The 26,839-nt window shown below is 67.4% G+C and carries 14 protein-coding genes; 12 read left to right on the top strand and 2 right to left on the bottom strand.

Annotated elements, in window-relative coordinates; genetic code table 11:
* Window positions 1-9: 9 nt before the first annotated feature.
* Both G5C50_RS21270 and G5C50_RS21265 read right to left on the bottom strand, forming a co-directional pair.
* Window positions 10-3,423 (bottom strand): hypothetical protein, encoded by a 3,414-nt coding sequence (locus G5C50_RS21270; RefSeq protein WP_165072711.1) that lies wholly within the window; start codon window positions 3,421-3,423, stop codon window positions 10-12.
* Between the two features lie 501 nt (window positions 3,424-3,924).
* The gene (locus G5C50_RS21265; RefSeq protein WP_165072709.1) at window positions 3,925-5,160 is read right to left on the bottom strand and encodes an MFS transporter; all 1,236 of its coding nucleotides are present in this window, start codon (window positions 5,158-5,160) and stop codon (window positions 3,925-3,927) included.
* A 416-nt stretch (window positions 5,161-5,576) separates the two neighbouring features.
* On the opposite strand from G5C50_RS21265, the gene uvrB reads away from it, so the two are divergent.
* From uvrB to G5C50_RS21205, 12 genes are all read left to right on the top strand, one after another.
* Window positions 5,577-7,637, top strand: coding sequence for an excinuclease ABC subunit UvrB (gene uvrB, locus G5C50_RS21260; protein ID WP_165072708.1), 2,061 nt, complete (start codon window positions 5,577-5,579; stop codon window positions 7,635-7,637).
* 817 nt (window positions 7,638-8,454) lie between these two features.
* Window positions 8,455-9,141, top strand: a complete 687-nt coding sequence (locus G5C50_RS21255; RefSeq protein ID WP_165072706.1) for a MotA/TolQ/ExbB proton channel family protein — start codon at window positions 8,455-8,457, stop codon at window positions 9,139-9,141.
* Between the two features lie 41 nt (window positions 9,142-9,182).
* Complete coding sequence (locus G5C50_RS21250; protein WP_165072704.1) at window positions 9,183-9,620, top strand: ExbD/TolR family protein; 438 nt, start codon at window positions 9,183-9,185, stop codon at window positions 9,618-9,620.
* A 40-nt stretch (window positions 9,621-9,660) separates the two neighbouring features.
* Window positions 9,661-10,827, top strand: a complete 1,167-nt coding sequence (locus G5C50_RS21245) for a biopolymer transporter ExbD (RefSeq protein WP_240907303.1) — start codon at window positions 9,661-9,663, stop codon at window positions 10,825-10,827.
* Between the two features lie 340 nt (window positions 10,828-11,167).
* The gene (locus tag G5C50_RS21240) at window positions 11,168-13,759 is read left to right on the top strand and encodes a multicopper oxidase family protein (protein WP_165072702.1); all 2,592 of its coding nucleotides are present in this window, start codon (window positions 11,168-11,170) and stop codon (window positions 13,757-13,759) included.
* Window positions 13,760-13,796: 37 nt separating this feature from the next.
* Window positions 13,797-14,417 carry an SCO family protein gene (locus G5C50_RS21235; RefSeq protein ID WP_165072701.1) on the top strand — a complete coding sequence of 207 codons (621 nt, stop codon included), beginning with the start codon at window positions 13,797-13,799 and terminating at the stop codon, window positions 14,415-14,417.
* Between the two features lie 55 nt (window positions 14,418-14,472).
* Window positions 14,473-18,201 carry a cytochrome c peroxidase gene (locus tag G5C50_RS21230; RefSeq protein WP_165072699.1) on the top strand — a complete coding sequence of 1,243 codons (3,729 nt, stop codon included), beginning with the start codon at window positions 14,473-14,475 and terminating at the stop codon, window positions 18,199-18,201.
* 52 nt (window positions 18,202-18,253) lie between these two features.
* The gene (locus tag G5C50_RS21225) at window positions 18,254-19,294 is read left to right on the top strand and encodes a hypothetical protein (protein ID WP_165072697.1); all 1,041 of its coding nucleotides are present in this window, start codon (window positions 18,254-18,256) and stop codon (window positions 19,292-19,294) included.
* A 200-nt stretch (window positions 19,295-19,494) separates the two neighbouring features.
* Entirely contained in the window at window positions 19,495-20,478 is a 984-nt protein-coding gene (gene galE, locus G5C50_RS21220) for a UDP-glucose 4-epimerase GalE (RefSeq protein ID WP_165072695.1), read from the top strand.
* A 32-nt stretch (window positions 20,479-20,510) separates the two neighbouring features.
* On the top strand, window positions 20,511-21,827 hold the full coding sequence (locus G5C50_RS21215; RefSeq protein WP_165072693.1) for a tetratricopeptide repeat protein: 1,317 nt from the start codon (window positions 20,511-20,513) through the stop codon (window positions 21,825-21,827).
* A gap of 164 nt (window positions 21,828-21,991) precedes the next feature.
* On the top strand, window positions 21,992-23,251 hold the full coding sequence (locus G5C50_RS21210) for a metallophosphoesterase family protein (protein ID WP_165072691.1): 1,260 nt from the start codon (window positions 21,992-21,994) through the stop codon (window positions 23,249-23,251).
* Complete coding sequence (locus G5C50_RS21205; protein ID WP_165072689.1) at window positions 23,248-26,838, top strand: AAA family ATPase; 3,591 nt, start codon at window positions 23,248-23,250, stop codon at window positions 26,836-26,838. Before G5C50_RS21210 ends, G5C50_RS21205 begins: the two co-directional genes overlap by 4 nt.
* Window position 26,839: the final 1 nt, after the last annotated feature.

Raw genomic sequence — 26,839 nt, 5'->3', positions numbered from 1 at the left:
GTCCTCGGCTCAGCGCCGCAGTACCCCGAAGCGGGACAAGATGGATTCGCGATTCTCTTTGATAGGAGCCGGGGCGGCCGTCGGCTTGACCGCGGCATCACGACGCGCAGCGGCCGTGATCGGGGGAGGGATCACAGATTTCGGCCGGACGGACGCCGACGGAGCGATAGCCTCCAGCGTCGTCGGCGGCTCCTCGCCCGCCCGCCCGGCCGACGGCGGGGTGTTGGGCGACGGGACATCCGGCTGTTTGGCGTCCTCGAGACGCGGGGCGATTCCAGGGGAGGGCGGAAGTGGCGGCGCCTGCTCGTTCTGGCTCGCTCCTACGGCCGATTCCTGAAGAACTGGGACCAGCCTCGGCTGGATCGTCAGATCGTTGTCCGCCTCGACCTCAACCACGTCGTCGAAAGGGCGGTCGGTCGCCACGGGCTTGACCCGAATCGAGGTCATCTTAAGGGCGGGAAGCGGTTCGTCCTGCGAGAAGTAAGCATATCCTTCCAACTGATCGACGTACGCGTTGGCGATCGCCTTCTCGTGGTCCGAGGTCATCGTGTAAACACCGTTGGCCGCCGAGAGGACTAGGGGCGAAGCGAGCGGGATCATGAGGCGGCCCCCCTTGTACTCGCCGTACAGGGTGACCAGGAGCTGCTTCGGAGCCGTCCCCGTCGGAGCGCTCCAGTTGATTTTGACCGACGGCGTCGTGCCGTTCGGCCGGCCGTTGGACGCCCGAAATCGCCCGCTGCCGTCATTCAGCTTGATCAGGTTGTAGTCGATGCCCAGGGTCTTGGTCTTGTCGTTGACCGCGTAGGCCGACTTTCGCGCGACGGCCTCGTCGGCCGACTTGGCGGAGTCCGCGGGGTCGGCCTCGACGAGCAGATGGTTGGAAACGCCGTTGGGGGTGGCGACGTGAACGTCGATCACGCGTCGCGGCTTGCCGTCGACCTTGGCGTTCGTCTCAATGATCCGGGCCTCCTGCGGGATGGCGATCCGCAGGACGTTGCGGCTCATCAGCTCGATGTCGCCGACGAGGACGCCGCCGGCCACTGCCTTCAGCTCGTGGATGCTGAATCCGGTCCCCAGGATGAAGATCGACGAGGGGCCGCCGTTCTTCTGGGGCTCGCCGTACCACGTCAACAGTTTGGGGGCCAGGCCGGCGTTCGAGGAGCTGAAGATCTCCGAACCCGTCAAGTCGCCCTCGAATGGGAGAGTGACCCGATGCGCCTTCATCGGCAGCAGCGCCTGGAGCTGGTCGAGTCGGTCCGAGAGCATCTGGAGTTGGTCCGGCGGATAAGAGTGGGCGTCGCAGATCCGTTCCAGGGCCGCCCGGGCGCCCTGGAGCTTGGCGCCCATCCGGACCATGTCCGTCGTCTCCATCGTCTGGTTCATGTGGTGGCCCTGGAGGTCATACCAGTTGGCCACCGAGGTCAGGCGAAGCTGGGGGACGAAGTTGGGGGCCACGATGCAGGCCACGCACTCGCGCGGGCCCGGCTCGATCCGCCGGTTCGCGATGTCGTAGGCGATATCGGGTCCGCCCCGCCAGACCAGCCCCACGGCGCGGCGGAGGTTGTTCTGCGTGGGAGGCGTCTGGATCCTGGGCTGGAACCGCCAGCCGAACGTGGTATCTCCGGCGCCGAAGCCAACGGCTGTGCGGTTCAGGTCGATCGTGGCCAGGTCGGTCTCAAGCCGGCGAGCGTAGGTCGTCGCGTTCCGGAAATTGACCTCGCCACTGGCCACGGCGGCGGCCAGCGCCAGTTGCAGCTCGCTTCGTCGGCTGAACAGGTCGAGCTGGTTCTGCTGGTCGACGGCCGGGTCGAGCGAGAAGACGTGGATCGGCCACTTGCACGCCACGTACGATCCAAACGCGGCTCGCGCCTCCTCGGACGGATCGGCCTCGAAAAGTGCGAGCCCCCAGGGATCGCCGCAGGCGCACCCCTTCCGGCGGGAGACCACTTCCATGTCGAACTTGATCTGACGATCCAAGTAGTACATCTGGACCATCAGGCCGTACGTGAGGATGTCGATCGAATCGATCCGATCGCGGAAGTCTGCGGCGTCCTCGAGATCCCCGGGAGACCATGTCGACGACAGCCCCTTCGGGTCGACGGGGATGCCGGTTCGACGCTCGATCAAAGCCCCCAGGAACTCCGCCCTCGCCGCCTTGAGCTCCCCGTAGCGCCGCTGGAAGGCCAGTTCGCCCAGCCGGTTGACCTGCTCGACGCTGAACAGCGGATCGCCGCGTCTGGCTCCGTCGCGGTAGAAGTTGTAGGCATTGGAGTGCTGGGTAAGCAGCCAGCTCAGGATGCTGGGATCGTGATGGTACCAGTCCTTCTCATCCTCCTTGAGCTCATCCGCCAGGGCCTGCAGGTTCGCCCCGCCGTAAACGTCGAGCAGTTCCACAGGTGAGAGCGTGGCCTGGGAAGGGTTGGGCGAGGAGGTGGGAACGAGGGACCTCGTGGTTATTGTGGCTCCCGGCGGCAGGTTCCTGGCCGTCGCAGCGTTCGCATCCGACGGGTTGGTTTGGGTCAGGACGATGGATCCGTGCAACGCCCGGTTGAGGACGTCCTTGAGCTGATACGAGGCGTCGAGGACGACGACGCTGCGGAAGGTGACCGGCAGGAGATCGGGGGTGGGGTCGAACTTCGCTTCGATCGTGACCGACGCCCCCTTCCCCTTCTGCGACTCCGCGCCGGGGAGCAGGGAGATGGGCATTCGCATCAGGTAGAGGCCATATCCGGGCAGGTCGGTCGTGTCGTCGCCGAGGTTGTTCCGCCGCAAGGTCGCCAGGTGTTCCAGGTAGCGAGCTTTCTGATCGAGGGCGATCGTCGGTTCCAGGCCGAACCCCTCGGCGTTATCCGAGTTGTTCGCCAGCATCAGCCGGGCGACGTCGCCCGGGTTGCCCAGGACGGGCGTCATCGTGCCGATCAACGTGTTCGCGTTCGCGACGAGACCCGAGGGAATGTCCGGCGTATCCGGGATCTCGACGTTGGTGACGTTCTGGTTCGTCGTGTCGCCTCTCCCGCTCCTGCCTCGCGCCGGGGTCGGCTGGATGGCCGCCGCGATTGTGGTCGCCGACGTCAGGGCGGCCGTATCGGCCCGGCGTTGATAGGCCTGCAACATGAGCCGAAACTTGCGGACCTCGGCCTTCATTTCATCTTCGTACTCAGTCCGGAACTTCGTCATCCGGTTCTGCCCCCAGACGTCGGGGGACTTGACCGCGATCTTGCCGTGCTTGAACAACTCCTTATCGAGGCGATCGATGAGGGCCGCCAGTTCTTCGACTGTCCGGATGTCCTCACAGGCGAGTTCGTGGCCCACGCCGAACAGATGTTCCTTCAAGCCCTGAGCATCAGCCCGTGGGGCGGCGACGGTTAGGGTCGTTCCGAGCGTCAGCGCCAGCCCTAACTTTCGACACGACGACTTCTTCATTCCGCCCCCCCCCGAACCCAACTCCGACAACACCGATTTCAACGACAATGCTGATTCTGCGGATCGGCAGCGGAAACACTCCAAAATGAACTAATCGCCTATTTGTTAGTCGGTTCGTGCCGCCTATCCGCCTGACACCACGCGCGACTCCAATCATCCATTCACACAGCCCATGCCATGCGACTTGGTGTCACTTCTTGGGGCTGAGGCGTCTACAACGACGATTTATTCCGATTCTCGCGAGAATGGTCGTCCGCTCAGCGTTATCCTGCGCCATCATGTTAGTAGAGCGAGCTCTTTGACAATCCGGCGATCGAAGCAAAGTCGGTGGGACGGCGACGTGCGGGCAATGGTGAAATGTGGTCGAACGAAGCCGTCGTAATCGAGCTGAGTGAGCGGGCCCAACGTGAATCGGAAACGCATGTTGCGTCGATTGGGTTCCGTCGCATCCTGTCGCGAAGGAACCCAATCGGAGCCGGTTTGACCGGGGTCGCGAGCGGCTCAGGCTGGTCGGGCGTGGGAGCGGCGGAGGTTGGGGAGGAAGGCGGTCAGGATGCCGAGGAGGGGGAGGTAGGAGCAGACCTGGTAGACGAACTCGATGCTCGTCCGGTCGGCCAGGACCCCGAGGACCGCAGCGCCCAGGCCGCCCATGCCGAAGGCGAAGCCGAAGAAGAGGCCGGCGACGGTGCCGACTCGGCTGGGGAGCAGTTCCTGGGCGTAGACGATGATCGCGGAGAAGGCCGAGGCCAGGATCATGCCGATCGGCACGGTGAGCGCCGCCGTCCAGAAGAGGTTGGCGTAGGGGAGGATCAGCGTGAACGGCAGCACGCCCAGGATCGAGGCCCAGATCACCGCCTTGAAGCCGATCCGGTCGCCGATGGGCCCGCCGGCGAGCGTCCCGGCGGCCACCGCTCCCAGGAAGACGAACAGCAAGATCTGCGAATGCTCGACCGAGACCCCGAAGTGATGGATCAGGTAGAACGTGTAATAGCTGCTGAAGCTCGCCATGTAGAAGTACTTGGAGAAGATCAGCACCAGCAGGATCACGATGGCCGCCCGCACCCGCGCCGAGGATGGGCCGTCGTGCGTCGCGGCGACCGCGGGGCGGGGCTTGGCTCGGAGCGTGGCCAGTCGACCCTCGTACCATCGGCCCACTGCGTAGAGGATCGCGATGGCCGTGAGCGCCCCGGCCGAGCACCAGGCGATGCTCGCCTGCCCGAACGGGACGACCAGGAATGCGGCCAGCAGCGGCCCCAGGGCCGTCCCGAAATTGCCGCCGACCTGAAAGAACGACTGGGCGAAACCGTGCCGCCCTCCCGACGCCAGCCGGGCCACTCGCGAGGCCTCCGGATGGAAGACCGACGAGCCCACCCCCACCATCCCGGCGGCGAGCAGAATCAGGCCGAAGCGGTCGGCCGCCGCGAGCAAGAGCAGGCCGACGAAGGTGAAGACCATCCCGCAGGAGAGCGAGAACGGCCGGGGCCGGCGGTCGGTCGCCATCCCGACGACCGGCTGCAGCAGCGACGCCGTCGCCTGGAACGTGAACGTGATCAGCCCGATCTGCCAGAACTTCAGGCCATAACTTGTCTTCAAGAGCGGGTAAACGGCCGTGACGAGCGACTGCATGGCGTCGTTCAGCATGTGGGAAACGCTCAAAGCCGCCAGCACGGCCCCGGCCGTCCCCTCCGCGGTCCTCGCGGCCTGGTGGGTCAAGGTTCCTTCCCCGGTCGTCGCCATCAGCAGTCTCTCCGAACCTCGTCGCGCCGCCCTCACGGGCGATCGGCCTTCGATGCAACAGCCCTGAGTTTCAACGGTCGGCTCTGGAATGGTATGTACGGTGGGGCGGTTCAATGAACGGCCCGAGCGTCGCAGCCCTGGGTTGGCGAAGACGTCCGGCACCCAGCCCGGGCCACCGACCTCAACCGTCTGCAACCCTGAGGCGACCGTTGTAGCACGAAGACACGGCCCAGACGCCGACGGTTCCCGCTCCTCCCCGAAAACCTTCGCGGAAAAGGGAGGCGAGACCCTTCACGGTGAGTTTCAACTCCGGCCCGGCGAGACTTTCGCCTCCTGCATCGGTATACTTGGACGCCTGGACCGAGGTTCACCAGATTGGATCAGGACGTCTCCTAGCCGCGACGAGGCCCGACGCGATGAGCGATTATCAGCTTGTCAGCCCTTACAAGCCGGCGGGGGATCAGCCCCAGGCGATCGAGAAGCTGGTGGCCGGGCTGCGTGAGAGGAAGGGGGCGCAGACGCTGCTGGGGGTCACCGGGTCGGGCAAGACCTTCACGATGGCCAACGTCATCGCCCAGTACGGCCGGCCGGCGCTGGTGATGTCGCACAACAAGACGCTGGCGGCCCAGCTCTACGGCGAGTTCAAGGAGTTCTTCCCCCACAACGCCGTCCGCTACTTCGTCAGCTATTACGACTACTATCAGCCCGAAGCCTACATCCCCCAGCGCGACATCTACATCGAGAAAGACGCCTCCATCAACGAGGAGATCGAGCGCCTCCGCCTGGCCTCGACGTCCGCGCTCGTCAGCCGGCCGGATACGATCGTCGTCGCCAGCGTCTCGTGCATCTACGGCTTGGGCTCGCCGGACGACTACCGCAAGATGATGGTCCGGCTGAAGCTCGGCGACATCGTCGACCGCGACGAACTCCTGCTGAAGTTCGTGGACATCCAGTACGACCGTAACGACATCTCCTTCGAGCGCGGCAAGTTCCGCGTCCGGGGCGACGTCATCGAGCTTTGGCCGGCGTACGAGGAGTTCGGCTACCGCATCGAGCTGTTCGGCGACGAGGTCGAGCGGCTGGCGACGATCGACGCCCTCACCGGCCAGGCCGTGCAGACGCACGACGACCTTTATATCTATCCCGCTAAACACTTCGTCCTCCCCGAGGAACGCATCCAGGGGGCCGTCGACGCGATCGGCAAGGAGTTGGAGGAGCGGCTCCAACAGCTCAAGGAACAGGGCAAGCTGCTGGAAGCCCAGCGTCTCTCCGCGCGGACGCGGTACGACATGGAGATGCTGCTGGAGGTCGGCTACTGCTCGGGGATCGAGAACTACTCGCGGCACCTCTCCGGCCGCAAGCCGGGCGAGACGCCGAATACCCTCCTGGACTTCTTCCCGCCCGACAGCCTGTTCATCCTGGACGAGTCGCACGTCACGCTGCCGCAGATCCGGGGCATGTTCGCCGGCGACCACAGCCGCAAGCTGACGCTCGTCGACCACGGCTTCCGACTCCCCAGCGCACTCGACAACCGGCCGCTGCGGATCGACGAGTGGGAGTCCAAGCCGTCGCTCCGGATGTTCGTCTCGGCCACGCCGGCCGACTACGAGATCGCGGCATCCGCCGGCGAGGTCGTCGAGCAGGTCATCCGCCCCACCGGGCTGATCGACCCTGTCGTCCGCATCGAGCCCGCCCGCGGCCAGGTGCCGGCGCTGCTGGAAGAGGTCCGGAAGCGGGCCGCCAAGAACGAGCGCGTGCTCATCACCACGCTCACGAAGCGGCTGGCCGAGGACCTCTCGCGGTACATCAAGGAGCAGGGCCTGCGCTGCAAGTGGCTCCACTCCGAGCTGGACGCGATCGAGCGGGTGACGATCCTCCGCGAGCTTCGCGAGGGGGCCTTCGACGCGCTCGTCGGCGTGAACCTGTTGCGCGAGGGGTTGGACCTGCCCGAGGTGTCGATGGTCTGCATCCTCGACGCCGACAAGGAGGGCTTCCTCCGCAGCGAGACCTCGTTGATCCAGACGATCGGCCGGTCGGCCCGCCACGTCAACGCCGAGGTCGTCATGTACGCCGACAAGATCACGCCCTCGATGCAGCGGGCCATGGACGAGACCGAGCGTCGGCGGCAGCTCCAGCTCGCCTACAACGAGGAGCACGGCATCACGCCGGAGTCGGTCGTCAAGGCGATCCGCAAGGGGATCGAGGAAGAGATCCAAGCCCGGACCACCGCCCGCCAGGCCATCCACCGCGACGAGGCCACCGACGCCAGCGAGGAATACCTCCAGGCGCTGGAGGTCGAGATGCTCGACGCCGCCGAGAAGCTGGAGTTCGAACGCGCCGCCTCCCTCCGCGACAAGATCCAGCAGCTCCGCTCCTCCCAGGAGGGAGGGCCCGCGCGCCCAGTTCCCAGCCCGCAAGGCCAGAGCGCCCGGGCCAAGGCGAAGGCCAAGGCGCGTTCGGGCAAGAAGCGGGGGTGATCGAGTCGCCATCCACGGTGCCCGGGCGAGCCGTCCAGACCGCCGATTCGATTGAAGGCGTCAGCTCCCCTTTTATCCCCTCTCCCCCCGGGAGAGGGCAGCCGCGCAGCGGCGGGTGAGGGTCGTGGGATTTCGGAGGGCGTGACGGTTCCGTCAAACAATCAATCCAGGCCATGCCTACAGGTCCGACGACCCTCACCCGGCCCTTCGGGCCACCCTCTCGCGAGGGGAGAGGGGACCTGGGCAAGCTCGCTCGTCCCAAGGATTTGGTTCCCAGCCTTCCAAAATTTCAAGTCGACGCGTTGTTGTCACGCCTCTGCCTTGTTGGAGAAGGGAGGTCTGAACACGGGTCGTGTGCAACTCCCTAGAAATCCCCTGTACTTCGCCGAAATCGACCATCGGAGCCCATACTGAAGTTAAGGACAGAGTCCGCCCGGCTCTTTCTCAATTCGTCGGATCGAAGAGGTTCGGAGGCCGAACTTGGTCCGCCGATCGTGGCGGGCATGGAAGTTGAGATACCCTCGTTTGAGGAGAAACCGCGTCGAGAAGGATTGAGAACGAGCCAATCGAAGCCAAGCCCGCATCAACCGCAAAGCCTTTTCAGTCAACAATTTCCACGCTGTCCACAACACAATCGACGGCTGCAAACGGACCCAATTGAACCCGCCGAGGAGGCCGCCGATCGACAACCGTCGCGGGTCGCTTGCCGAGCATGGAGGAATTCGGTGAGAATAGTCGGGGCGTCTCGAGGGTCGGGGCGGGCTCGGCTCGGAAAACGGGTCGCGGCAGTGGGATCGGGAGAGGCGGAGCGACCGGCATGAACGTCACGCGGATCATCGACGCGTCCGGCTACATCATTTACGCCGCCCTGGCGTTCCTGGCCGTTTGGGGGGCGTACAACGCGATCCTCCTCTACCGAACGCTCCGCAAGAAGACGATCCGCGACCCCGAGACCCTGGTGACGCAGGTCCAGGAGCTTTGCAGGGCCGGCAAGTACGACGCCGCGATGAACGTCTGCCAGAGCCCCGCCTACTGGCACACGGCGCTCGCGCAGTTGATGGCGGTCGCCCTCAAGAATCGTGACAAAGGGCTGGCCAAGATCAAGCAGCTCTTGGTCAGCGAGTTCCACACCGAGGTCGTCGCCGAGATGGAGAATCGGCTGGGGTCGGTCTCGACGATCGTCCGGATGGGCCCGTTGCTCGGACTGCTGGGGACCGTCGCGTCGATGATCGGGGCGTTCGGCCGGATCGGCAGCTCGGAGAAGGTCAGTCCCAACGCCTTGGCCTCCGACATCAGCCTGGCGCTCTGGGCCACCGGGGCCGGCCTGCTGATCGCCAACCCGATGATGCTGATCGGCAACGACTTCCACGCCCGGCTCCGACGCCTCCGCGACCGGACCGAGCGGCAGCTCCAGGACGTGCTCGACGTGATGGAGACGACCGAACCCGGCAAGGCCGCCTCCCCGGCCGCCGAGAGACCCGCCCGGCCGGCAGCCTCGCGCTGAGGCGTTCCTGAAGTCCCCTCCCCCGGCGACAGGTTCCGACCATGCTGCTGCGACGCGACGAGACCGAGGAACGCGACGAACACATCGACATGACGCCGATGGTCGACGTCGTCTTCCAGCTCATGACGTTCATGCTCTTCTCCACCCAGATGACCGGCGGCGAGAAGGTGGACGTCCCCCCCGCGCGGCACGGAGTGGGCGTGGAGGAATCGGCGGCGACCTTCCTGACCCTGGCCAAGCCGAAGGTCCCCGGCGGCGACTCCGACCTGCTCCTCGGCCACGGCGAGGGCCCGGTCGCGACGCTCGATCAGGCCCGCAAGGCCGTCGACGACGCCGTCCGCAAGGGGGTCCGCAAGGTCGTCCTTCAGGCCGACGGCGACGTCCCCCACGGCAAGGTCCTGGAGGTCGCCGCGGCGGTCAGCCAGGTCGAAGGGGTCACCGTTCACGTCGGCGTCCAGGAAGCGAGCGCGACGCCTTAGCGCGAACGCCGGCCGTCATGAACACGAAATCGCATCCTGATTGGTTGACCCTATGCCGTCCTGGGACGTCTTCTACTCCGACCGCCTGGAGCTCGCCCGCGGCCTGACCGCCGAGGAGATCCGCGCCGGCCTGGCCGCGGGCTCCATCCGCGAGGACGACCTGGTGCGCCCCTCGGGCACGTCCGTCGCGTGGGCTCGCGTCGCCGACGTCCCCGAACTGGCGGCCCCGCCCGCCGCCGCCCCTCCCCCACCGGCCGCACCGACCAAGGACGTCTACGAGGTCGAGCCCGAACCCGAGCCTGAGCCCGAACCTCCGGTGGAGCCGGCTCGCCGCGTCCCACCCGTCGAGGATCGGCCAGAGCCCGTCGAGAGCGGCGACCTCTCGTTCCCGGTCGTCCGCGACGACGCTCCCCCGCCCGCCGACTGGGAGTGGGACGACGAGGAGGAACTCGCCGAGGATCTGGAAGAAGGCTACGAGGAGGACGAGGACGAGGAGGACATCGCCTACGAACCGGTCCCCCGGCAAGCGACCGCCTCTATCATCCCCGAGCCCGTCCCCGTCTCCGAGGCCGACCTGGGCCCGGACGACCTGCATCCCGACCGGCTGACCTCGACCGGATCGTCGAGCAGCCGGGTCGCGCTCCCCACGGCTCGCTCGCGAGACTACGACGAACGCCAGGGCGACGAGGATGAGGAAGACGAGGGCCTGGTCTCGCTTCGTCGAGCCGGCCCGCAGAAGGTCGAGGAACTGGACCTGGCGGCGATGGTGGACGTGGCGTTCCAGCTCGTCCTCTTCTTCCTGGTCACGGCCACGACGGTCCTCTACAAGACCCTGGAGATCCCCAAGCCCTCCGCCGAGGCTCCGCCGGAGGCCGTCGCCCAGGCCCGCAACCGAACGCTCGACGACCTGAAGAACGACTACATCCTGGTGGAGATCGACGCCGAGGGGAACGTGAAGATCGACCAGGAGCCGGTCCCCGCCCAGGTGGAAGCCCTCGTCCAGCGACTGCGCGAGGCCCGCGACAAGACCGACCGCAAGGCCATGCTGCTCTCGGCCGACTTCACCACCCGCCACCGAAGCGCCGTGCTCGCCTACGACGCCGCCAACGAGATCGGCCTGAGCATCGCGATCGCCAAGCCGGCCCCTCCCGCCGGCCCTCCCCCGGCCCTCCGCCCGGCCGACGCGCCGAAGAAGGCGGGGGCTTAACCGGACAGCGGCCCTCCGGTCTCCCATCAGCCCTCGACGAAGACGTCGAGCCGGTCGCGACTCCGCCTTAATCGCGGTTTTGGCTAGCCTTACTTTATGATTGATCGAAATCGCCGTGCAAGTTTTGGCCACCCTTACACGGAATCGATCCACACCGTGCTTCAATAAAAAACATTCATGCGTAAGAAAACACTGGCATGATACGTTAAGAATCATAATGATCGCTTCGCCGCAGGCCGAAACGGGTGTCTCATCACGTCAAGCCACCCCGGAAACGGCCCTCTCGAAGGGCTGAAAGACGGCGGCGTCGAATCAACGGTCTGAGTCGGGAGAGGAATCGATGCTGAACCGTCGCGACCTGATCCGGGCGGCCGCCGCGGCTGCCGCCGGCGCGTCCGCCTCCAACGCCGGGGCGCAGGATCCTCCGGGGCCGTTCGACGACCCGACCGTCCGGTTCGACAAGGCCAAGGCGGACGAGCCGCCGAACTGGGCCTTCCGCACGCCCTTGCAGATCCCCCCCACGCCCCGCCCCACGGCGGTCGCCGCTCGCGAGGACCTGGAAGGCCCTTCGCCGAAGGTTCCCGCCTTCGGCCCGACCGACGCCTTCCCGATCGGCGACTGCTTCCACGGGGTCGCCCGCGAGTGGGCCATGACCCCTCCGTTCTGGAAGCTCTACGACTGCAACCCGAACGAGCAGGACCACGTCAAGGCGTGGTACGACAAGCGAGATCACTTCGGCAAGATCATCGGCCATCGGCATCTCGTCGACAAGGACGGGAATCCGCGGCAAGACGTCGACAACTGGGGCGGCTTCCCGGTCAAGTGCTTCAAGATCCCGATCCAGGAGGCCCGGGTTCCCATCGACCCTCTACCATTTCCCACTCTCTTCTACACCTACGCGGGGATGGTTCCGGGGCCGACGCTTCGGATGCGGATCGGCCAGCCGACGGTCGTCCGGTTCCACAACCACCTGGAGACGGAGACTTCCATCCACTTCCACGGCGGCCACAACCCCTCGCACAGCGACGGCTTCCCCACGTTCTACGTCCTTCAGGGGAAGTCGCGGGATTACTTCTATCCCAACATCGCCCCGATGATCGAACGCGACAAGGAGAAGCCCGAGACCGAACCGAAGCCCGGCGACGCCGTCCTTTCCTCGAACAGCGGCGGCTACATCCCCGACGTCGCCGAGGCGCAGTCGACCTGCTGGTACCACGACCACGGCATGGACTGCACCGCGTACAACGTCTCCAAGGGTCTGGCCGGCTTCGTCATGGTCTTCAGCGAGCGTGAGCTGGAACTCATCGCCTCCGGCGTCCTTCCCGGCGAGCGCGAGAAGTCATGCCAGGACCCCGAGTTGTACGGCCTGAAGACCGACCCGAAGGAAGTGGCCGACCTGGAAGACCCCAAACGCCCCGGCTTCTACCTGCGCGGCAAGGAGCCCTACCACAATCCGTACGACATCCCCATCGTCATCCAGGACAAGGTGATCGACTACAACACGGGGCAGATCGCCTTCGACACGAACGCCCACAACGGCTACCTCGGCGACACGTTCCTGCTCAACGGCACGCCCTGGCCCAAACTCTGCGTGGAGAACCGCAAGTACCGATTCCGGTTCCTCAACGGCTCGAACGCCCGGATCTACCGCCTGCGGTTCCTCTCCGAGGCCGACTACGACGCCCTCCGCCGGGGCGACGACCCCGCGCCGGCTGAAGCCGCGGACGCCGAATGCGCGGCCGCCGCGGCTGGCGGCGGCGACTTCGAGAGCGTCGCCAAGCCGTTCCTCCGGATCGGCAAGGATTCGTGGCTCTGGCCCAAGGCGCGGACCGCCACGAGCCTCCTGCTGCCGATGGCCAACCGGGCCGACCTGGTGGTCGACTTCAAGGAACTCACGAAGGACCTGAATCTCGGGAAGGACGACGAGGCGGTCTTCTATCTGGTCAACACGATGGCCCAGACCGACGGCCGCGGCCCCCGGGTGAAGCTCGACGACCCCGGCGATCCCCGCGTGCTTCCGGTCCCGTTCGACGTCGCCCCCGGCGCCAATCCGCTCGTCCGCCCCGGGAAGCTCGCCGAGTCGAACCGGCCCGTCGCGCTCATGAAGATCATCGTCCGGGGCGCCCCGCTCGATGAGAAGGAAGACGCCTCCATCAAGCACGGCACCTGCCTGAACCCTCACGAGCCGATCAAGGACGAGGAAGTCCAGGTGGTCCGCCAGTTCATCTTCGAACGCGGCAAGGGCGCCTGGCGGATCAACGGCCGGTTCTACGACCCGACGATCGCCAACGCCACTCCCTCCAGCAACTCGGTCGAGGAGTGGGTCCTCCGCAACGGGGGCGGCGGCTGGTGGCACCCGATCCACATCCACCTGGAAAGCCACCAACTCGTCAGCTACCAGAAGGACTTCGCCGCCGACGACGTGGTCGACCTCCGCGACCCGCCCAACATCCCTCGGCTCGGCAACCTCGTCGACATCCTGGAGATGATGGACGCGGGGGACCAGATCGGCCTGCACGACACCCAGGTCCTCGGCCCCAATACGATCGCCCGGATCCGCATGCGGTTCCGCACCTGGAACGGCCCCTTCGTCTTCCACTGCCATAACGTGGACCACGAAGACATGCGGATGATGTTTAACTTCGAGCCCGTCGACCGCGACTACGCGGACCCGATCCACGGCGACCTGACCGCCGCGGACCGCGAACTCGACCACCGTCTCAGGGCGAACGTCGCTCCCGACTCTCGCACCCACGGCGACGACCTGACGCACCAGCCCGACCCCGACCACCTCCGCGTGGGCGAGCCTCCCTGGGAGTATCCGCCGGTCCCCGGCACACCGGCCCGCGACGTCGACGACCTGATCCACGACCGCAAGAGACGCGACGCCGAGACCAAGGCCGCCGCTCCCAAACCTGAGTCCAAGGGTTGAACCGGCCCACACGCCCCACCTCAAGAGGAACGCTCCGATGGCCGGATGGCTCTGGAACCTGCTGACGACGCTGGGCGACGATCCCAGTCCCGATCCCCTCCCGCGTCCCCCCCGGCGCTGCGATCGCTTCGCGGACGTCCCGCTGGTCGACCAGTTCGGCCGCCGCCTGCGGTTCCGCGAGGCGTTCGTCGACGGCCGGGCTCTGATCGTCAACACGATGTACACCGTCTGCCGGGGGACCTGCCCGGGAACGAGCCAGACGCTCAAGGGTTTGCGCGAGAAGCTCTCGCCGGTCTTCGGCGATCGGCTGACCATCGTCTCGCTCTCGATCGACCCCGAGCGCGACGACCCCCGGTCGCTGCGGATGTTCGCCTCGATCTACGGCGCCGACCGCCATCAGTCCGGCCTCTGCGACTGGCGGTTCGTCACCGGCGAGCCGGCCGACGTGGACCGCCTGCGCCGCAGCCTGGACTTCTACGACCTCGACCCGGCGGTCGACGCCGATCCGACGAGGCACGCCTCCACCTTGCTCTTCGGCAATTCGACGAGCGACCGCTGGGCGGCGATGCCCGCCGAGCAGCGCGAACCGCTGCTGATCGAAGCGATCCGTCGCGTGGCGGGCTTCACCTTCGAGCAGAAATACGGAATCCCGGGCTGACCTCCCCATCCTTCATGTCATCTCGACCGCATCCTCCGGCCGGAGCCGACCGACCATGAACCTTCGCAGCCGCGCCGCGGCGGGCCTGGCCCTCGCTGCAATCGCCGCCCTCGCCGTCGCCCGGGTCCCGGCCCAGACGCCGTCTGAACAGCCGGCGTCGAGTAGCAAAACCACGCCGTCGCCCCAGCCCAGGGCCGGCGCCCGCGAATCGGCCCCCACTGGCGGCCACCTCGTCGGCCATGAGGAGGCGGAACTGCTGCGACGCATCCAGGAGTTGATCGACGACTTCGACCCGCGAAAGCTCGTCAGCCCCTACGTCGAGGCCGTCCAGCGCGACGACAAGAGCCGGCCGACGAAGTGGGTCGTCAAGCGCCCGGATCTGGCCCAGTTCATCAAGGACGCCGACGCCGCCGTCGCGCTGGGCAAGGCGTTCTTCTGGGAGATGCAGGCCGGCAGCGATTTCCGCCGGATCGGCGACGGGAAGTTCGTCGGCACCGCCTGCGCCTCGTGCCACTACCGGTTCGGCGCCGACCCCCGCGATACGAACACCGCCCGCATCCCCTACGTCGGCTGGAAGGAATACTGTCTCGACAAGGACCACAAGGATCTCGGCTTCGGCGAGAAGCAACAGCCCGTCGACGGCCTCGCGAAGATGATCCGGGCCAACCAGGAGTCGCGCCGGTTGACGGACGCCCCCGCCCCGCCGCCTGCCCCCGAGGACGCCGCCGGCGTGGCGACCCTGCGCATCGACCACCCCAGCGACCTCAAGAATCCCGTACCTCGCGGCTTCCCTCCCCACGTCCGCCGCCGCCCTCCGGGCCTCGACGCCGACGACGAGGAAGACGAAGCGGAGGACTGCGACGAGGACCGCCGCAAGACGCCGCTGTCGCTGATCGTCGGTTCCCAGGGGGTTGAGCCCCGCGTCTTTACGAGGCTTGTCGAGGAGAAGTCACCCGAAGGAACCTGGTGGCGGGAGGAATCCGTCCTTCGCTCTCCCCATGGATTCCGGCGTCCCCCTCAATGGTCGATGTTCGTCGACAAGAGGCCCGGCCAGTCGCGCGCCTTCCGGCAGATCACCACCCGCAACGCGCCCAGCGTCATGAATGCGACGTTCGCGGACCGCCTCTTCCACGACTCCCGCGCCGAGTCCACCTTCAACGGCTTCTCGATCTTCGGCGACTTCGACGAGAGCGAAGTCCTCTACGTCCGCAGGGTCGACGCCCAGGGCCGACTCCAGGCGCCCATGAAGTCGAGGATCGCCATCCCTCGCGCCGCGCTGGCGTCGCAGGCGGTGGGCCCGATCGTCAACGACGTGGAAATGTCGTACGTCGGCCGGACGTTCCACGACCTCGCGTACAAGCTCCTCGACGCCGAGGTGCTCGGCTTCCAGATGGTTTCGGAGGACGATTCGGTCTTCAGTCGACATCGCGGAGCTGGTTGGTCCAAGGACAAGCCGGGGCTGGGGAAGACCTACCGCGAACTCATCCAGGAAGCCTTCCGCCCCGAATGGTGCGACGAGATCGACGCATCGTCCGAGACCAGGACCGCTTTCAAGGTCCCCCTGTTGCTGGCCGTCCACGACGCCGGCGAAACGCCTGTGACCGGCACCTTGATGCAGGCCGACTTCTCGCTCTACTGGGGTCTGAGCCTGATGCTCTACCAGTCGACGTTGATCTCCAACGAATCCCCCTACGACCGGATGCTCCGAGGCTCCGGCGATGAGGTGGAAAACCTCTGGCGGCAGAAGCGCAGCCAGCTGGAACCCATCTACATCGACCGCGTCCACAGCCTCGCCCGTTCACCCGAGAACTGCATCCCCGGAGAGACGCCCCCCGTCGTCGCGTCGACGACAAACCCGAAGCCGCCGCCGGCCACGCCGCGGTTCGCGTTTAACTCTGGGCCCGAGGTCTTTCAGCGCGGGCTGCGGTCGTTCCTGTCGCGGGGATGCGTCGACTGCCACGACGGCCCGCTGTTCAGCGAGGTCTATCTCCGCGGCGATCAAGGAGAGAATGAGCCCCTGAAGCCCCTCCCGATCGGCCGCCTGGTCTCCAACGCTCTCCTGCCCGACTCGCGGGGCGACGCTCTCGCCTTCAAGTACGTCGGCGCCCGCGAGCGCGTCCTCGAGCGGATCGGCTCCACCCTCGCCGACGGCGGCAAGCCGCTCCTGGATCGCGAACTGTTGGATTTCATCGACGTCTGCGAACGCGACGGCGGCGACGAAGCGGCCCTGGCCCGGTCCGTCAACGACCTGCTCAAGCCGTTCCGGACCGCCCGCCAAACGACCCACCCGACCGACGAGCCCGGCCATTGCCTGGAGTTGGCGAAACTGGTCGCGAAGGAGTGGACGACGTTCGAGAAGACGTTCGTCGAACGGCTCGGGAACCGTCACTTCTTCCGCGAGGACGAGCGCGTGGCGCGGGCCGGCCTGATCGGCGTCCCGGTGATGGTCGAGCTCATGCCCATCCCGCAGACGCTTGCCGCGATCCGCCCCCGACTGCCGATCAGCGGCCCGCTCGCCCGAGGATCCTACGCCTTCTACGACGTCTCCAATTACGTCATCGGCGCCGGCCTCCCCCGCTACGACCGCGGCGGCGGCGAATGGACTGAGCTGAACGCGCCGGAGCCGAACTACCCTTATGAGTTGCTCGAGGCCTTCCAGAACCTCCTGGATAAACTCCCGCCTCTCATCGCCGACCAACGAAATCGCGCCCCGGGGATTTCGCAGGCCGAACTCGAGCGGATCGTTGAGGGCGAACTGGAGGCGTTCGATCGCATGAGTCGCTCCAGGTTCGGCGTCGTCGCGCCCCGCCGGACCCGAGAAGCCGTCATGGCCATGACCAAGCCCAATGAGAGGGATTCACAGGAGAAGGTCGCCAAGCTCCAGGATCAGGTCCGCTCCATGACCCGGACGATGGCCGAGGCTCGGATCGACTCGTCTAAACAAAAACTGGCCGACGATGCGAAGGCGCAAGTCGCTTTCGGCCCGGCTCCCAAGTACTCCTCCGCAGGCGCCCCGGGGGTTGCTTATCAGATGAGGAAAGGGCGGTCGAGGTCCAGCCAAATGTTCCTCGACCAGCCGCGAAGGATCGGCGAAGGGCCCTGGAAGAACCCCCTCGACGCCGACGCCGACTCCCGCGCCTCCAACCCTCGGGATCTCTCGTGGCACCGCAATCTACCGAACTGGAACAACTCTCCGTTGCTCAAGCCAGCCACGCCCAAGGAACCCAATCAACCGGAAGGCGAAGCCTTTGACTCGGTCGACGCCCGTCGCGCCGACGTCCACTTCTTCGCCCGCTCCCGCGCAATGGTCCAGGACGAGTCTTCCGAGGGTCGTCGCAAGCCGCTCCTTCACGACAACGAGCTGGCCTTCTGGGGATCGTTCAAGACCCCCACGCTCCGCAACGTGTCGCTGACCGCCCCCTACATGCACAACGGCCGGCTCCAGTCGTTGGTCGACGTCGTCGACTTCTACGACTGCGGCGGCGACGTCCCCGCCGACCCCGTCCACAACCCCGACCTCGCCCCGGCCATGCTCCGCCTGCACATGGACGAGGAAGAAAAGCTGGCCCTGGTCTTCTTCCTGATGTGCCTGACCGACTGCCGCGTCGAGCACGAGAAGGCCCCGTTCGACCATCCCTCAATCCGGGTCGTCAACGGCTACGACGACCAGTTCAGCGAGCGCATCATCCTCGTGAACGCCGTCGGCGCCGGCGGCGCCGAGTCCTCGCCGAAGGGCTTCCCCGACCACACCGAGCCCGAGATGTCCGCGCCGCCGCAGCCTTGACCGCTCACCCCCCGGAATTCCGCGTCCGCCCGTTCGTCAGAGGAGACGTCGCATGCCCATAATCCTGGCCCAACTTGAAGGCGAGATCGAAGATGACCCCACAATCGTGAACGGGGACGCGGTCTTCCACGTTCTGGGGGTCAAGGTGGTGGTCAAGCCACGGGCCGCGACCAGTGGACGCCTCCGCACGCCGACCCTTCAGAGAAATCTGTCGCTCGCGGAATTGACGGCGACGAGGCAGCCGCCGCTGCCGCCCTCTCTCTTCGGCCTCGGTCAGGCCGGCTTCAAGGGCGCCACCGCGATCGTGGTGGGCAACTACGTCTACGGCGCCGATCAGGCCGGGAACCCGGACGTCAACTCGCTCGTCGTGGATTATCCGACGACCGGCATCCCCGACCCGGCCCTCGGCCTCCCATTCGAATACCATCCGTTCCTGGAGGTGGGACCTCCCGAAAGCCTGCTGCTGGGGCCTCTGACGGCGCCTTTTGCGAACGGAGTGTTGACCGTCAACGGCGTCCCTGCCATCCCCCTTCCGAACGACTCGAACGACCCGCGGCTCATCCCCTGGACACCGACGAACGAGTTCGGCATCCCAGTGAATCTGGCGAATGTTCCCGTCGACACACCGATCAGCATCGACGGCTATCCCGGCGTCGTCGGGGGCGCCAAGCGCTTCATCGGCTTCAAGATCGTGGCGGACTCTCCGTCTCCGGGAATCCTCGTCGATACCATCAATCCGCAAGTCGGCGTCACACGGGCTCAGGCTCGGATTGGAGGGGGGGCGATCGATTTCGAGATCCGGGGAGGAGTCTTCACGGGGAGAGCGCCGATCCCCGCGGGCTCGCAACAGCGGATCCAGGTCTTCGGCAACGTCCCGGGGAGTACGACTCCCCTCTCGATCGGCCAGGCCCGGGCTGGCGCCGGGACCAACTCCTTCGACGGGTGGCGGCTGCGAACGACCATCAATCCGGTCCCCCTCGTGGTCCCCTCCACGATCTTCGCGATCTACTCCAATAGTCCGATCGGCGAGGTCAGAAGCCTCCCCGAACCGCTCGAAGTCCGCGACGACGCGAAGACGCCCCCGCTCCCCTGACGCCGACACGTCGCCGGCCTTCCGAAGCTCCCACCATGACGCCGCCTGCCGCTCGCCGGCCGGGCGGCGTTTGCGTTTCATTTCGGCATCACGTCATGGAGCCGCCTGGGGGCTGGCTCCCGAATGCGGCGGCGCGAGGGGAATTCGGGTAAACTCAGAGGCTCGGGACTTGGGTCTTGGATGGAACGGAGTGTCAGACGATGAACGTGCTCGTGTCGGGGGGGGCTGGTTACGTCGGGTCGCATGCGGCCCGGATGCTGTCGAAGGCCGGCCATGAAGTCTGGGTGTACGACAACCTGGTCTTCGGCCATCGCGGGGCCGTCGCCCCCGGGCGGTTGATCGAGGGGGACCTGCTGGACAGGGACAAGGTCGTCGCCGTCCTCCGCGAGAAGTCGATCGACGCGGTCATGCACTTCGCCGCCTTCGCTTACGTCGGAGAATCGGTCACCGACCCGGCCAAGTACTATGGTAACAATATCGTCGGCACGCTCAGCCTGATGGAGGCCATGCGCGAGGCCGGCGTCTCCAAGATCGTCTTCTCCAGCACCTGCGCAACCTACGGCGAGCCGCAGGAGGTCCCGATCCGCGAAACCCAGCCCCAGAACCCCATCAACCCGTACGGCTACACGAAGCTCGTGATCGAGCGCGCGCTGTCCGACTACGCCAAGGCGTACGGCTGGGGCTACGCCGCGTTGCGGTATTTCAACGCCGCGGGGGCCTCGGCCGACGGCGACCTCGGCGAGGACCACGACCCCGAGACGCACCTGATCCCGCTGGTCCTCCAGGTGGCCCTCGGCCAACGGGAGAAGATCACGATCTTCGGCGACAAGCTCCCCACTCCCGACGGCACCTGCATTCGCGACTATATCCACGTCGACGACCTGGCCTCGGCGCACATCTCGGCTCTTGAGAAGCTCGGGCCGGGAACCGAGTTCCGCTGCAACCTGGGAACCGGCCACGGAACCAGCGTGAAGGAGGTGATCGACGCCTGCCGCGAGGTCACCGGCCGGCCGATCCCGGCCGTCGTCGCCCCTCCTCGAGCCGGCGACCCCCCCGCGCTGATCGCCGACGCCTCGCTGGCCCGCCGCGAATTGGGCTGGGTCCCCCGCTTCACCAGCATCCGCCCGATCGTCGAATCAGCCTGGAAGTGGCATGAAAGCCACCCCAACGGCTACGGCGACTGACACCATCGAGAACCCCGAAACGGACGTCGACCATGCCCAGGCGCCCCCGATCCCGAGGACTCCTCCCGTCGTTCGTCCTGCTCGCCGCGGCGGCCTTCGCGCCGCCGACGCGGGCCGGGGACGATGCGGCGAAGGCTCGCGCTGAACGAAATCGGGGCGTGTCGCTGCACGTCCGCAAGGAATACGCCCTGGCCGTCCAGGCGTTTACCGAGGCGATCCGCCTGGACCCCAAAGACCCCCTGGCGTACTTCGACCGCGCCTCCGCCTGGGCCGAAATCCCCGACCGCGAGCGAGCGCTGGCCGACTTCGACCGGGCCCTGGCGCTCGACCCCAAGCTGGCCGCCGCCTACATCGGCCGGGGCCGCCTGCACGCCGTCCGAGGCGAGCCGACCGAGGCCCTGGCCGACTACGACCGCGCCGTCGCCGCCGACCCCAAGGACTCACTGGCCTACTTCGCCCGCGCCCAGGCCCGAGCCAGAAGTCGCGAGTACGACGCCGCCCTGTCCGATTACAACCAGGCGCTGGCGTTGGACCCCTCCAGCGCCCTGTTCTACCTCAGTCGAGGCGACCTCCGCCGCGCCCGGGGCGAGTCCGCCGCGGCGACCGACGACTTCAGCCGCGCCATCCGCCTCGACCCCCGTCTGGCCGACGCCTACGACGCTCGCGCCGCCGTCGCCTTCGACCAAGGGCGCCACCTGGACGCGCTCGGCGACTTCAACAAGGCCCTGGATGTGGCCCCGAACGACGCCTCGGCCCATCTCGGCCGGGCCACCTGCCTGTTCGAGCTGCATGAGTACGCCCTCTCGGCCGAGGATTACGGTCGAGCCCTTGAGATCGACCCCCGGCTCATCGAGGCCCGCTACGGCCGCGCCCGCGCCCTCGCCCAGAAAGGGGACCTCATCGCCGCCGCCGCCGACTACGACGAGGTTCTGCAGGAGGATCCCGGCTACCCCTCGGCCCACACCGGCCGAGGCATCGTCCGACTGTTCCAGGAGCGGTACGCCGCCGCCGCCGCCGACCTCGACGCCGCCCTGGGAGTCGACCCCGACGATGCCGTGGCCGCCACGCACCGAGCCCGGCTGCTGGCCGCCGCTCCTGACGCCAAGCTCCGCGACGGCGCCCGCGCCCGCACCCTGGCCGACCACGCCCGGGAACTGACCAGGGACGTCGAGCCCCACGCCCTCGCCGCCCTCGCCGCCGCCGAGGCCGAACTCGGCCGGTTCGAGGACGCCGTCGCCCACCAGACCAAGGCCCTGGAACTTCTACGCGACCCCGATTCCCGCTCCCGAGCCCGCTCCCGGCTCGACCTCTACAAGCGAAACGAACCACTTCGCGACCCCGCCCCTTGATCCGCTCGCAACGGTCGCAACGACGACGACGCCTCGAAATCCGCGCCGATTGACCTCCCCTCGCGGGGGACAAAAGTACAATATCGACTGAGGAGGCCGCCGAGGAGCGGCACGGCTCCGTCGCGCCCGGAATAGGTTGTCAGGGATCGAGGGATCGTCGCGTCATGAAGTTCGTCCACGCCGCCGACCTCCACGTCGACAGCCCTCTCCGCGGGCTGGAGCACTACGCGGGCGCCCCCGTCGAGCGCGTTCGGCTCGCCACTCGCGCCGCGTTGGCGAACCTCGTCCGCGTCTGCGTCGAGGAAGAGGCGAAGTTCCTGATCGTCTCCGGCGACCTCTTCGACGGCGACTGGAACGACTTCAACACGGCCCTGTTCGCCGCCGCCCAGATGCGGGTGCTTCACAAGCACGGGATTCGCGTCTACGTCATCCGGGGCAATCACGACTCGCGCGACGAGATGAGCTACCGCGTCCCCTGGCCGGAGAACCTCCACCTGCTCGACTGCAAGCAGCCGGAGACCGTCGTCCTGGAGGACCTGGGAGTCGCCGTCCATGGCATGAGCTTCCCCAAACGCGAGCTGACCGAGAACCTGGTCCCGCGCTACCCGAAGCCGATCAAGGGCCTGGTGAACATCGGCCTGCTGCACACCAACGCCACCGGCTCGCTCGACCACGACAGCTACGCTCCCTGCTCCGTGGGCGAGTTGACCGCCAAGGGTTACGACTACTGGGGCCTGGGCCACATCCACAAGCGCGAGATCCTCAACGAGGGGCCGTTCATCGTCTATCCCGGCAACACCCAGGGCCGCCACGTCCGCGAGACGGGAGCGAAGGGGTGCATGGTCGCGACGATCCAGGACGGGTCCGTCGCCTCCGTGGCCTTCCGATCGACTGACGTCCTGCGCTGGCGTCGCGAGGCGATCACGCTCGCGCCCGAGGACGGCGTCGATGAACTGGTGGACGCCGCGCGGGTCCGGCTGCATCAGGTGGCCGAGGACTCCAACGGCCGACTCGCCGCCGTCCGGCTGGAGTTCAAGGGTCGCTGCCGCGCCCACCGGACGCTCAGCGACGAGACGAAACGGCTTGAGACCATCGCCCAGCTTCGCGCCCTTCCCGGCGAGGTCGCCGACGACCTCTGGGTCGAGAAGATCAAGCTGGAGACCGACCACCCGCTCGACCGCAACCGCCTCCGCCTGGGGAAGGACGTCGTCGGCGACCTGCTCCGATCCATCGACGTGGTTCGATCCGACCCTGAGGCGCTGGCCACGCTGGGTGGGCACGTCCGCAAGCTGGCGAACAAGGTCGCGCTGGAGTTGAAGGACGACGCCGAAATCGATTTCGACGATCCGGCGCACCTCGCGCGCTGGCTCCGGATTGCCGAGGACGAGCTGCTGAACCGCCTGACGACGGAGGCGCACGCATGAGGATCCGCTCGCTCCGCGTCGGCGCCTACGGCCGCTTCAAGGATCTCGACCTCGACCTGACCGGCCCCGGCGTCCAGATGATCCTGGGCCCCAACGAGGCGGGAAAGACCACCCTGCTGGAGTTCGTCCGAGAGCTGCTGTTCGGCTTCGCCGAGCGCACGCCCTACGCCTTCGGTTCGGCCGCCAACGGCCGCATGGAAGGCTCGGCCGCGCTCACGCTGGACGACGGCTCGCTCGTCGAGATGTCCCGTCGCAAGGGCCGCAAGAAGACGGTAAGCGGCCAGGTCGCCGGCCGCGACGGCGAGTTGGACGACGCCTCGTTCAGCGTGTTGCTGGGAAACGCCTCGCCCAACCTCTTCCGCTCCGTCTTCGCCTTCGGCCTGGAGGAGTTGGCCGCCGGCGAGAAGTCGTTGGCCGACCAGAGCGTGAAGTCCGTCCTCTTCAGCGCCGGGGCCGCCGGCGCGGCCGATCCCAAGCGGGTCATGGAGTCGCTCGAGAAGGAGGCGTCGAATCTCTACACCGACGCCGCCCGGACCCGCGAGGTCAACAAGATCCTCGGCGAGCTGGCCGAGTTGAGCCGGCAAGTCAAAGGCAAGAGCATCCGCTGCGAGGCCTACGAACAGGGTCGCCGCGAGCTGCAGGAGGCCGAAGCCGAAGCCGCGGCGCTCGGCGAGCAGCTGCTGGAGGCCGCCCGCGACCTGGCCCTGCGCGAGAGGCTCGTCCGCGCGTACGCCCCCTGGCGCGATCTGGCCGACGCCCGCCGCGAGCGCGAAGGCCTCTCCGCCCCCGAGGGGTTCCCCTCCGACGGCCGCACTCAACTCGACAAGCTGGAAGCCGACTTCGCCCGCCTGACCGAGCAGCGAACCAAGGATCACGACGACGCCGAGAAGGCCGCGCGGGCCCTTGCCGACCTCCAGTTCGACCCCCGCCCCATTGAGCGCCGGGCGGTCGTCGAGGAGCTGTATCGAGCCATCGAGGCCGTCCGGGAAGCTCGCCGCGAATTGCCCGAAGACCGCCGCGCCCGCGACGCCGCCGCTCGGGACGCCGCCGACCGACTGGCCGAGATCGCACCGGGCTGGACGCTCGACGATCTCCGGGCCTTCCGCCTCACCGCCGAGCAGCGCGACCGCTTCGACCGCCTCGTTGCCGAGCGCGGCGCGCGGACGAAGGCCCTCGAAACCCTGGGCAACGATCGAGCCCGAATCGCCGAGGAGCTGAGCGAAAAGGAAGCCGAACTGGCCTCCCTGGGCGAGCCCGAGGACGTCGCCCCCTGGGCCGCCTTGATCCACGAGGCCGACGCCTATCATCAAGACGTGCAGGAATGCCAGCGTCGCCGGGGCGAGCATCGCAGGCTCCAGCGCGAGGCCGAAGACCTCCTGCCCCGACTCGCCCCGCCCCTCGCCGAGCCGACCATCGACGCGGCCAAACTGCCGGCACCCCCGCGTGAGGCCGTCGCCCGGTTCAAGCAGGACTTCCAGCGGATCGCGACCCGAATCGAGGCTGCCGAGTCCGCGCTGAGGAAGGATGAGGACGACGCCGACGCCCTGCTGCGCGCCATCGCCGACCTGGCTGGCTCCGAGGGCGACCTCCCGAGCCGCGAGGTCTTGCAGGCGATGCGCGAGGGCCGCGACGCGGCCTGGGACCTCGTCCGTCGCAAGTTCATCGAAGGCGGCGACGTTGAGGGTGAGGCCCGAGCGTGGCTCGCCGATCACGGGCTCGATTCCTCGGCCGACCTGGTGGAAGCCTTCCCGCAGACCGTCGCCCGTGCCGACGCCTACGCCGACGACCTCTTCCGCCACGCCGGTGCCGTCGCTCGCCGCGAGCAGTTGCAGGCCCTCCGCGACCGCATCCGTCGAGACCGGGCGGCGCTCGACGACCTGACCGCCGACGCCGAGGCGTCGAACGTGCGCTGGCGGTCCCTCTGGTCAGCCTGTGGTTTCGCCCCGCTCGCCCCCGAGGCGATGGAAGGCTGGCTCGACCGGCTCGACAAGCTCCGCGACGTCCAGTCGCGGCTGGCTGAGAACGAGCAGGAAGGCCGCTGCGTCGCCGACCGCATCGCCGCCTTCGAACGCCGCCTGACCGAACAGACGGGCCGCGAGGCCTCCGGGTCCCTGCTGCTCGCGACGGCCCGCGAGCGTGAACGCGCGATCCGCGAGGTCGAGAAGACGCGGGCCGACCTCCAAACGGCCGTTCGCAGGCTCAGGGAGAAGGCCGACCGCATCGATCAAGACGTTGAAAACCGTCGATCCGAAGCGCCCGCCTGGGACGCCCGCCGGGCCGCGTTGCTGAGCGGGCTCCGCCTCCCCGCCGATTGGGACGTCGCCCTGGTTGGCCGGGTGATCCAGGGCCTGGCCGAGGCGGCCTCCGTGCTAGCCTCCGCCGACGACCGAGAGACGAGGATCACCGCCCACGAAGCCCGGTTGGCGGCGTTCGAGCCGCGCGTCCAGGCCCTCGTCGCTGAGCTTGCCCCCGAGTTGGCCGACGCTGAGCCGGAGCAATCCGCCGCCGATCTGCACGCCCGCCTGACCCAGGCGATGCAGGCCCGCGAGCGCCGCGAGCACCTGGAGCGCACCCGCTCTGAGGCCCTCGCCGAGGTCGCAAGGCTCGACGAAATCCTGGTCCGGCTGACCGCCGAACGCGACGCCCTCTTCGCCGTCGCCGAAGTCGAAACGGCCGACGCCTTTCGCGCCGTCGCCGACCGAGCCGCGCGGATCGCCGAGTTAGAAAAGCTCGTTCGCGACAAGTCTCTGGAACTCGACCGCATCCGAGAAACCGAGTCGCTCGACGCCTTCCAGGCCCGGCTCGAAACGGTCGACCTGCCGGCCCTCCAGGTCGATCGCGACAGCGCCGGCAAACGTCACAACCAGCTTCAGGCCGAGAAATCGGCCGCGGACCAGGAGGTTGGCTCGCGGCGTCGAGCCCTCTCCGAATACGAACGGGGCGGCGGCGACGCGGCCGAAATCCAGGAGAAGGTCTCCGCCCAGCGAGCCAGGCTGGCCGCCGTCGTCGACCGTTACGTTCCGCTGATATTCGCCCAGCAACTGCTCAGGGAGTCGGTCGCCCGCTTCGAGCAGGACGCCCGCCCGGAGATGCTCCGCGACGCCTCGCGGATCTTCAAGACGATGACCGGCGACCGCTACGTCGCCGTTGAGCGGCCCGACGACGACGACGGTCCTCTCCAGGTCCGCCGCATCGACGACGAGGTGCTGGAACCCGGTCAACTCTCCGCCGGAACCCGCGAGCAACTTTACCTGGCCGTCCGCCTGGCCTACGTCCTGCACTATTGCGGTCGCGCGGAGTCGCTGCCTATCGTGATGGACGACGTGCTCGCGAACTTCGACGACGACCGCTCCCGGCGCACGCTGCGGGCGCTCGGCGAGATCTCTGGGAAGGTCCAGGTCCTCTTCCTCACATGCCACCCGCACGTGATCGAACTTGGCCGCGAAGTCTTCCCGCTGCTCCGCCCGATCCCGCTCTCGGCCGGCGACTCCGCGACGCAACAGGATGCGGAACCCGCCGAGGCCGCGGCCAAGGGAGGCAAGGGTCGTCGTCAGCGCACGCTGCTGGACCTCTCCCCGTCCAATTGAC

The sequence above is a fragment of the Paludisphaera rhizosphaerae genome, assembly GCF_011065895.1.
GTDB lineage: Bacteria > Planctomycetota > Planctomycetia > Isosphaerales > Isosphaeraceae > Paludisphaera > Paludisphaera rhizosphaerae.
Note: the sequence above shows the minus strand (reverse complement) of the source record. Positions and strands in the feature narration are given on the sequence as shown.

Coding starts and splice junctions, on each gene's coding strand:
- G5C50_RS21270 (WP_165072711.1), bottom strand. CDS start 3,423: ATGAAGAAGTCGTCGTGTCGAAAGTTAGGGCTGGCGCTGACGCTCGGA.
- G5C50_RS21265 (WP_165072709.1), bottom strand. CDS start 5,160: ATGGCGACGACCGGGGAAGGAACCTTGACCCACCAGGCCGCGAGGACC.
- uvrB (WP_165072708.1), top strand. CDS start 5,577: ATGAGCGATTATCAGCTTGTCAGCCCTTACAAGCCGGCGGGGGATCAG.
- G5C50_RS21255 (WP_165072706.1), top strand. CDS start 8,455: ATGAACGTCACGCGGATCATCGACGCGTCCGGCTACATCATTTACGCC.
- G5C50_RS21250 (WP_165072704.1), top strand. CDS start 9,183: ATGCTGCTGCGACGCGACGAGACCGAGGAACGCGACGAACACATCGAC.
- G5C50_RS21240 (WP_165072702.1), top strand. CDS start 11,168: ATGCTGAACCGTCGCGACCTGATCCGGGCGGCCGCCGCGGCTGCCGCC.
- G5C50_RS21235 (WP_165072701.1), top strand. CDS start 13,797: ATGGCCGGATGGCTCTGGAACCTGCTGACGACGCTGGGCGACGATCCC.
- G5C50_RS21230 (WP_165072699.1), top strand. CDS start 14,473: ATGAACCTTCGCAGCCGCGCCGCGGCGGGCCTGGCCCTCGCTGCAATC.
- G5C50_RS21225 (WP_165072697.1), top strand. CDS start 18,254: ATGCCCATAATCCTGGCCCAACTTGAAGGCGAGATCGAAGATGACCCC.
- galE (WP_165072695.1), top strand. CDS start 19,495: ATGAACGTGCTCGTGTCGGGGGGGGCTGGTTACGTCGGGTCGCATGCG.
- G5C50_RS21215 (WP_165072693.1), top strand. CDS start 20,511: ATGCCCAGGCGCCCCCGATCCCGAGGACTCCTCCCGTCGTTCGTCCTG.
- G5C50_RS21210 (WP_165072691.1), top strand. CDS start 21,992: ATGAAGTTCGTCCACGCCGCCGACCTCCACGTCGACAGCCCTCTCCGC.
- G5C50_RS21205 (WP_165072689.1), top strand. CDS start 23,248: ATGAGGATCCGCTCGCTCCGCGTCGGCGCCTACGGCCGCTTCAAGGAT.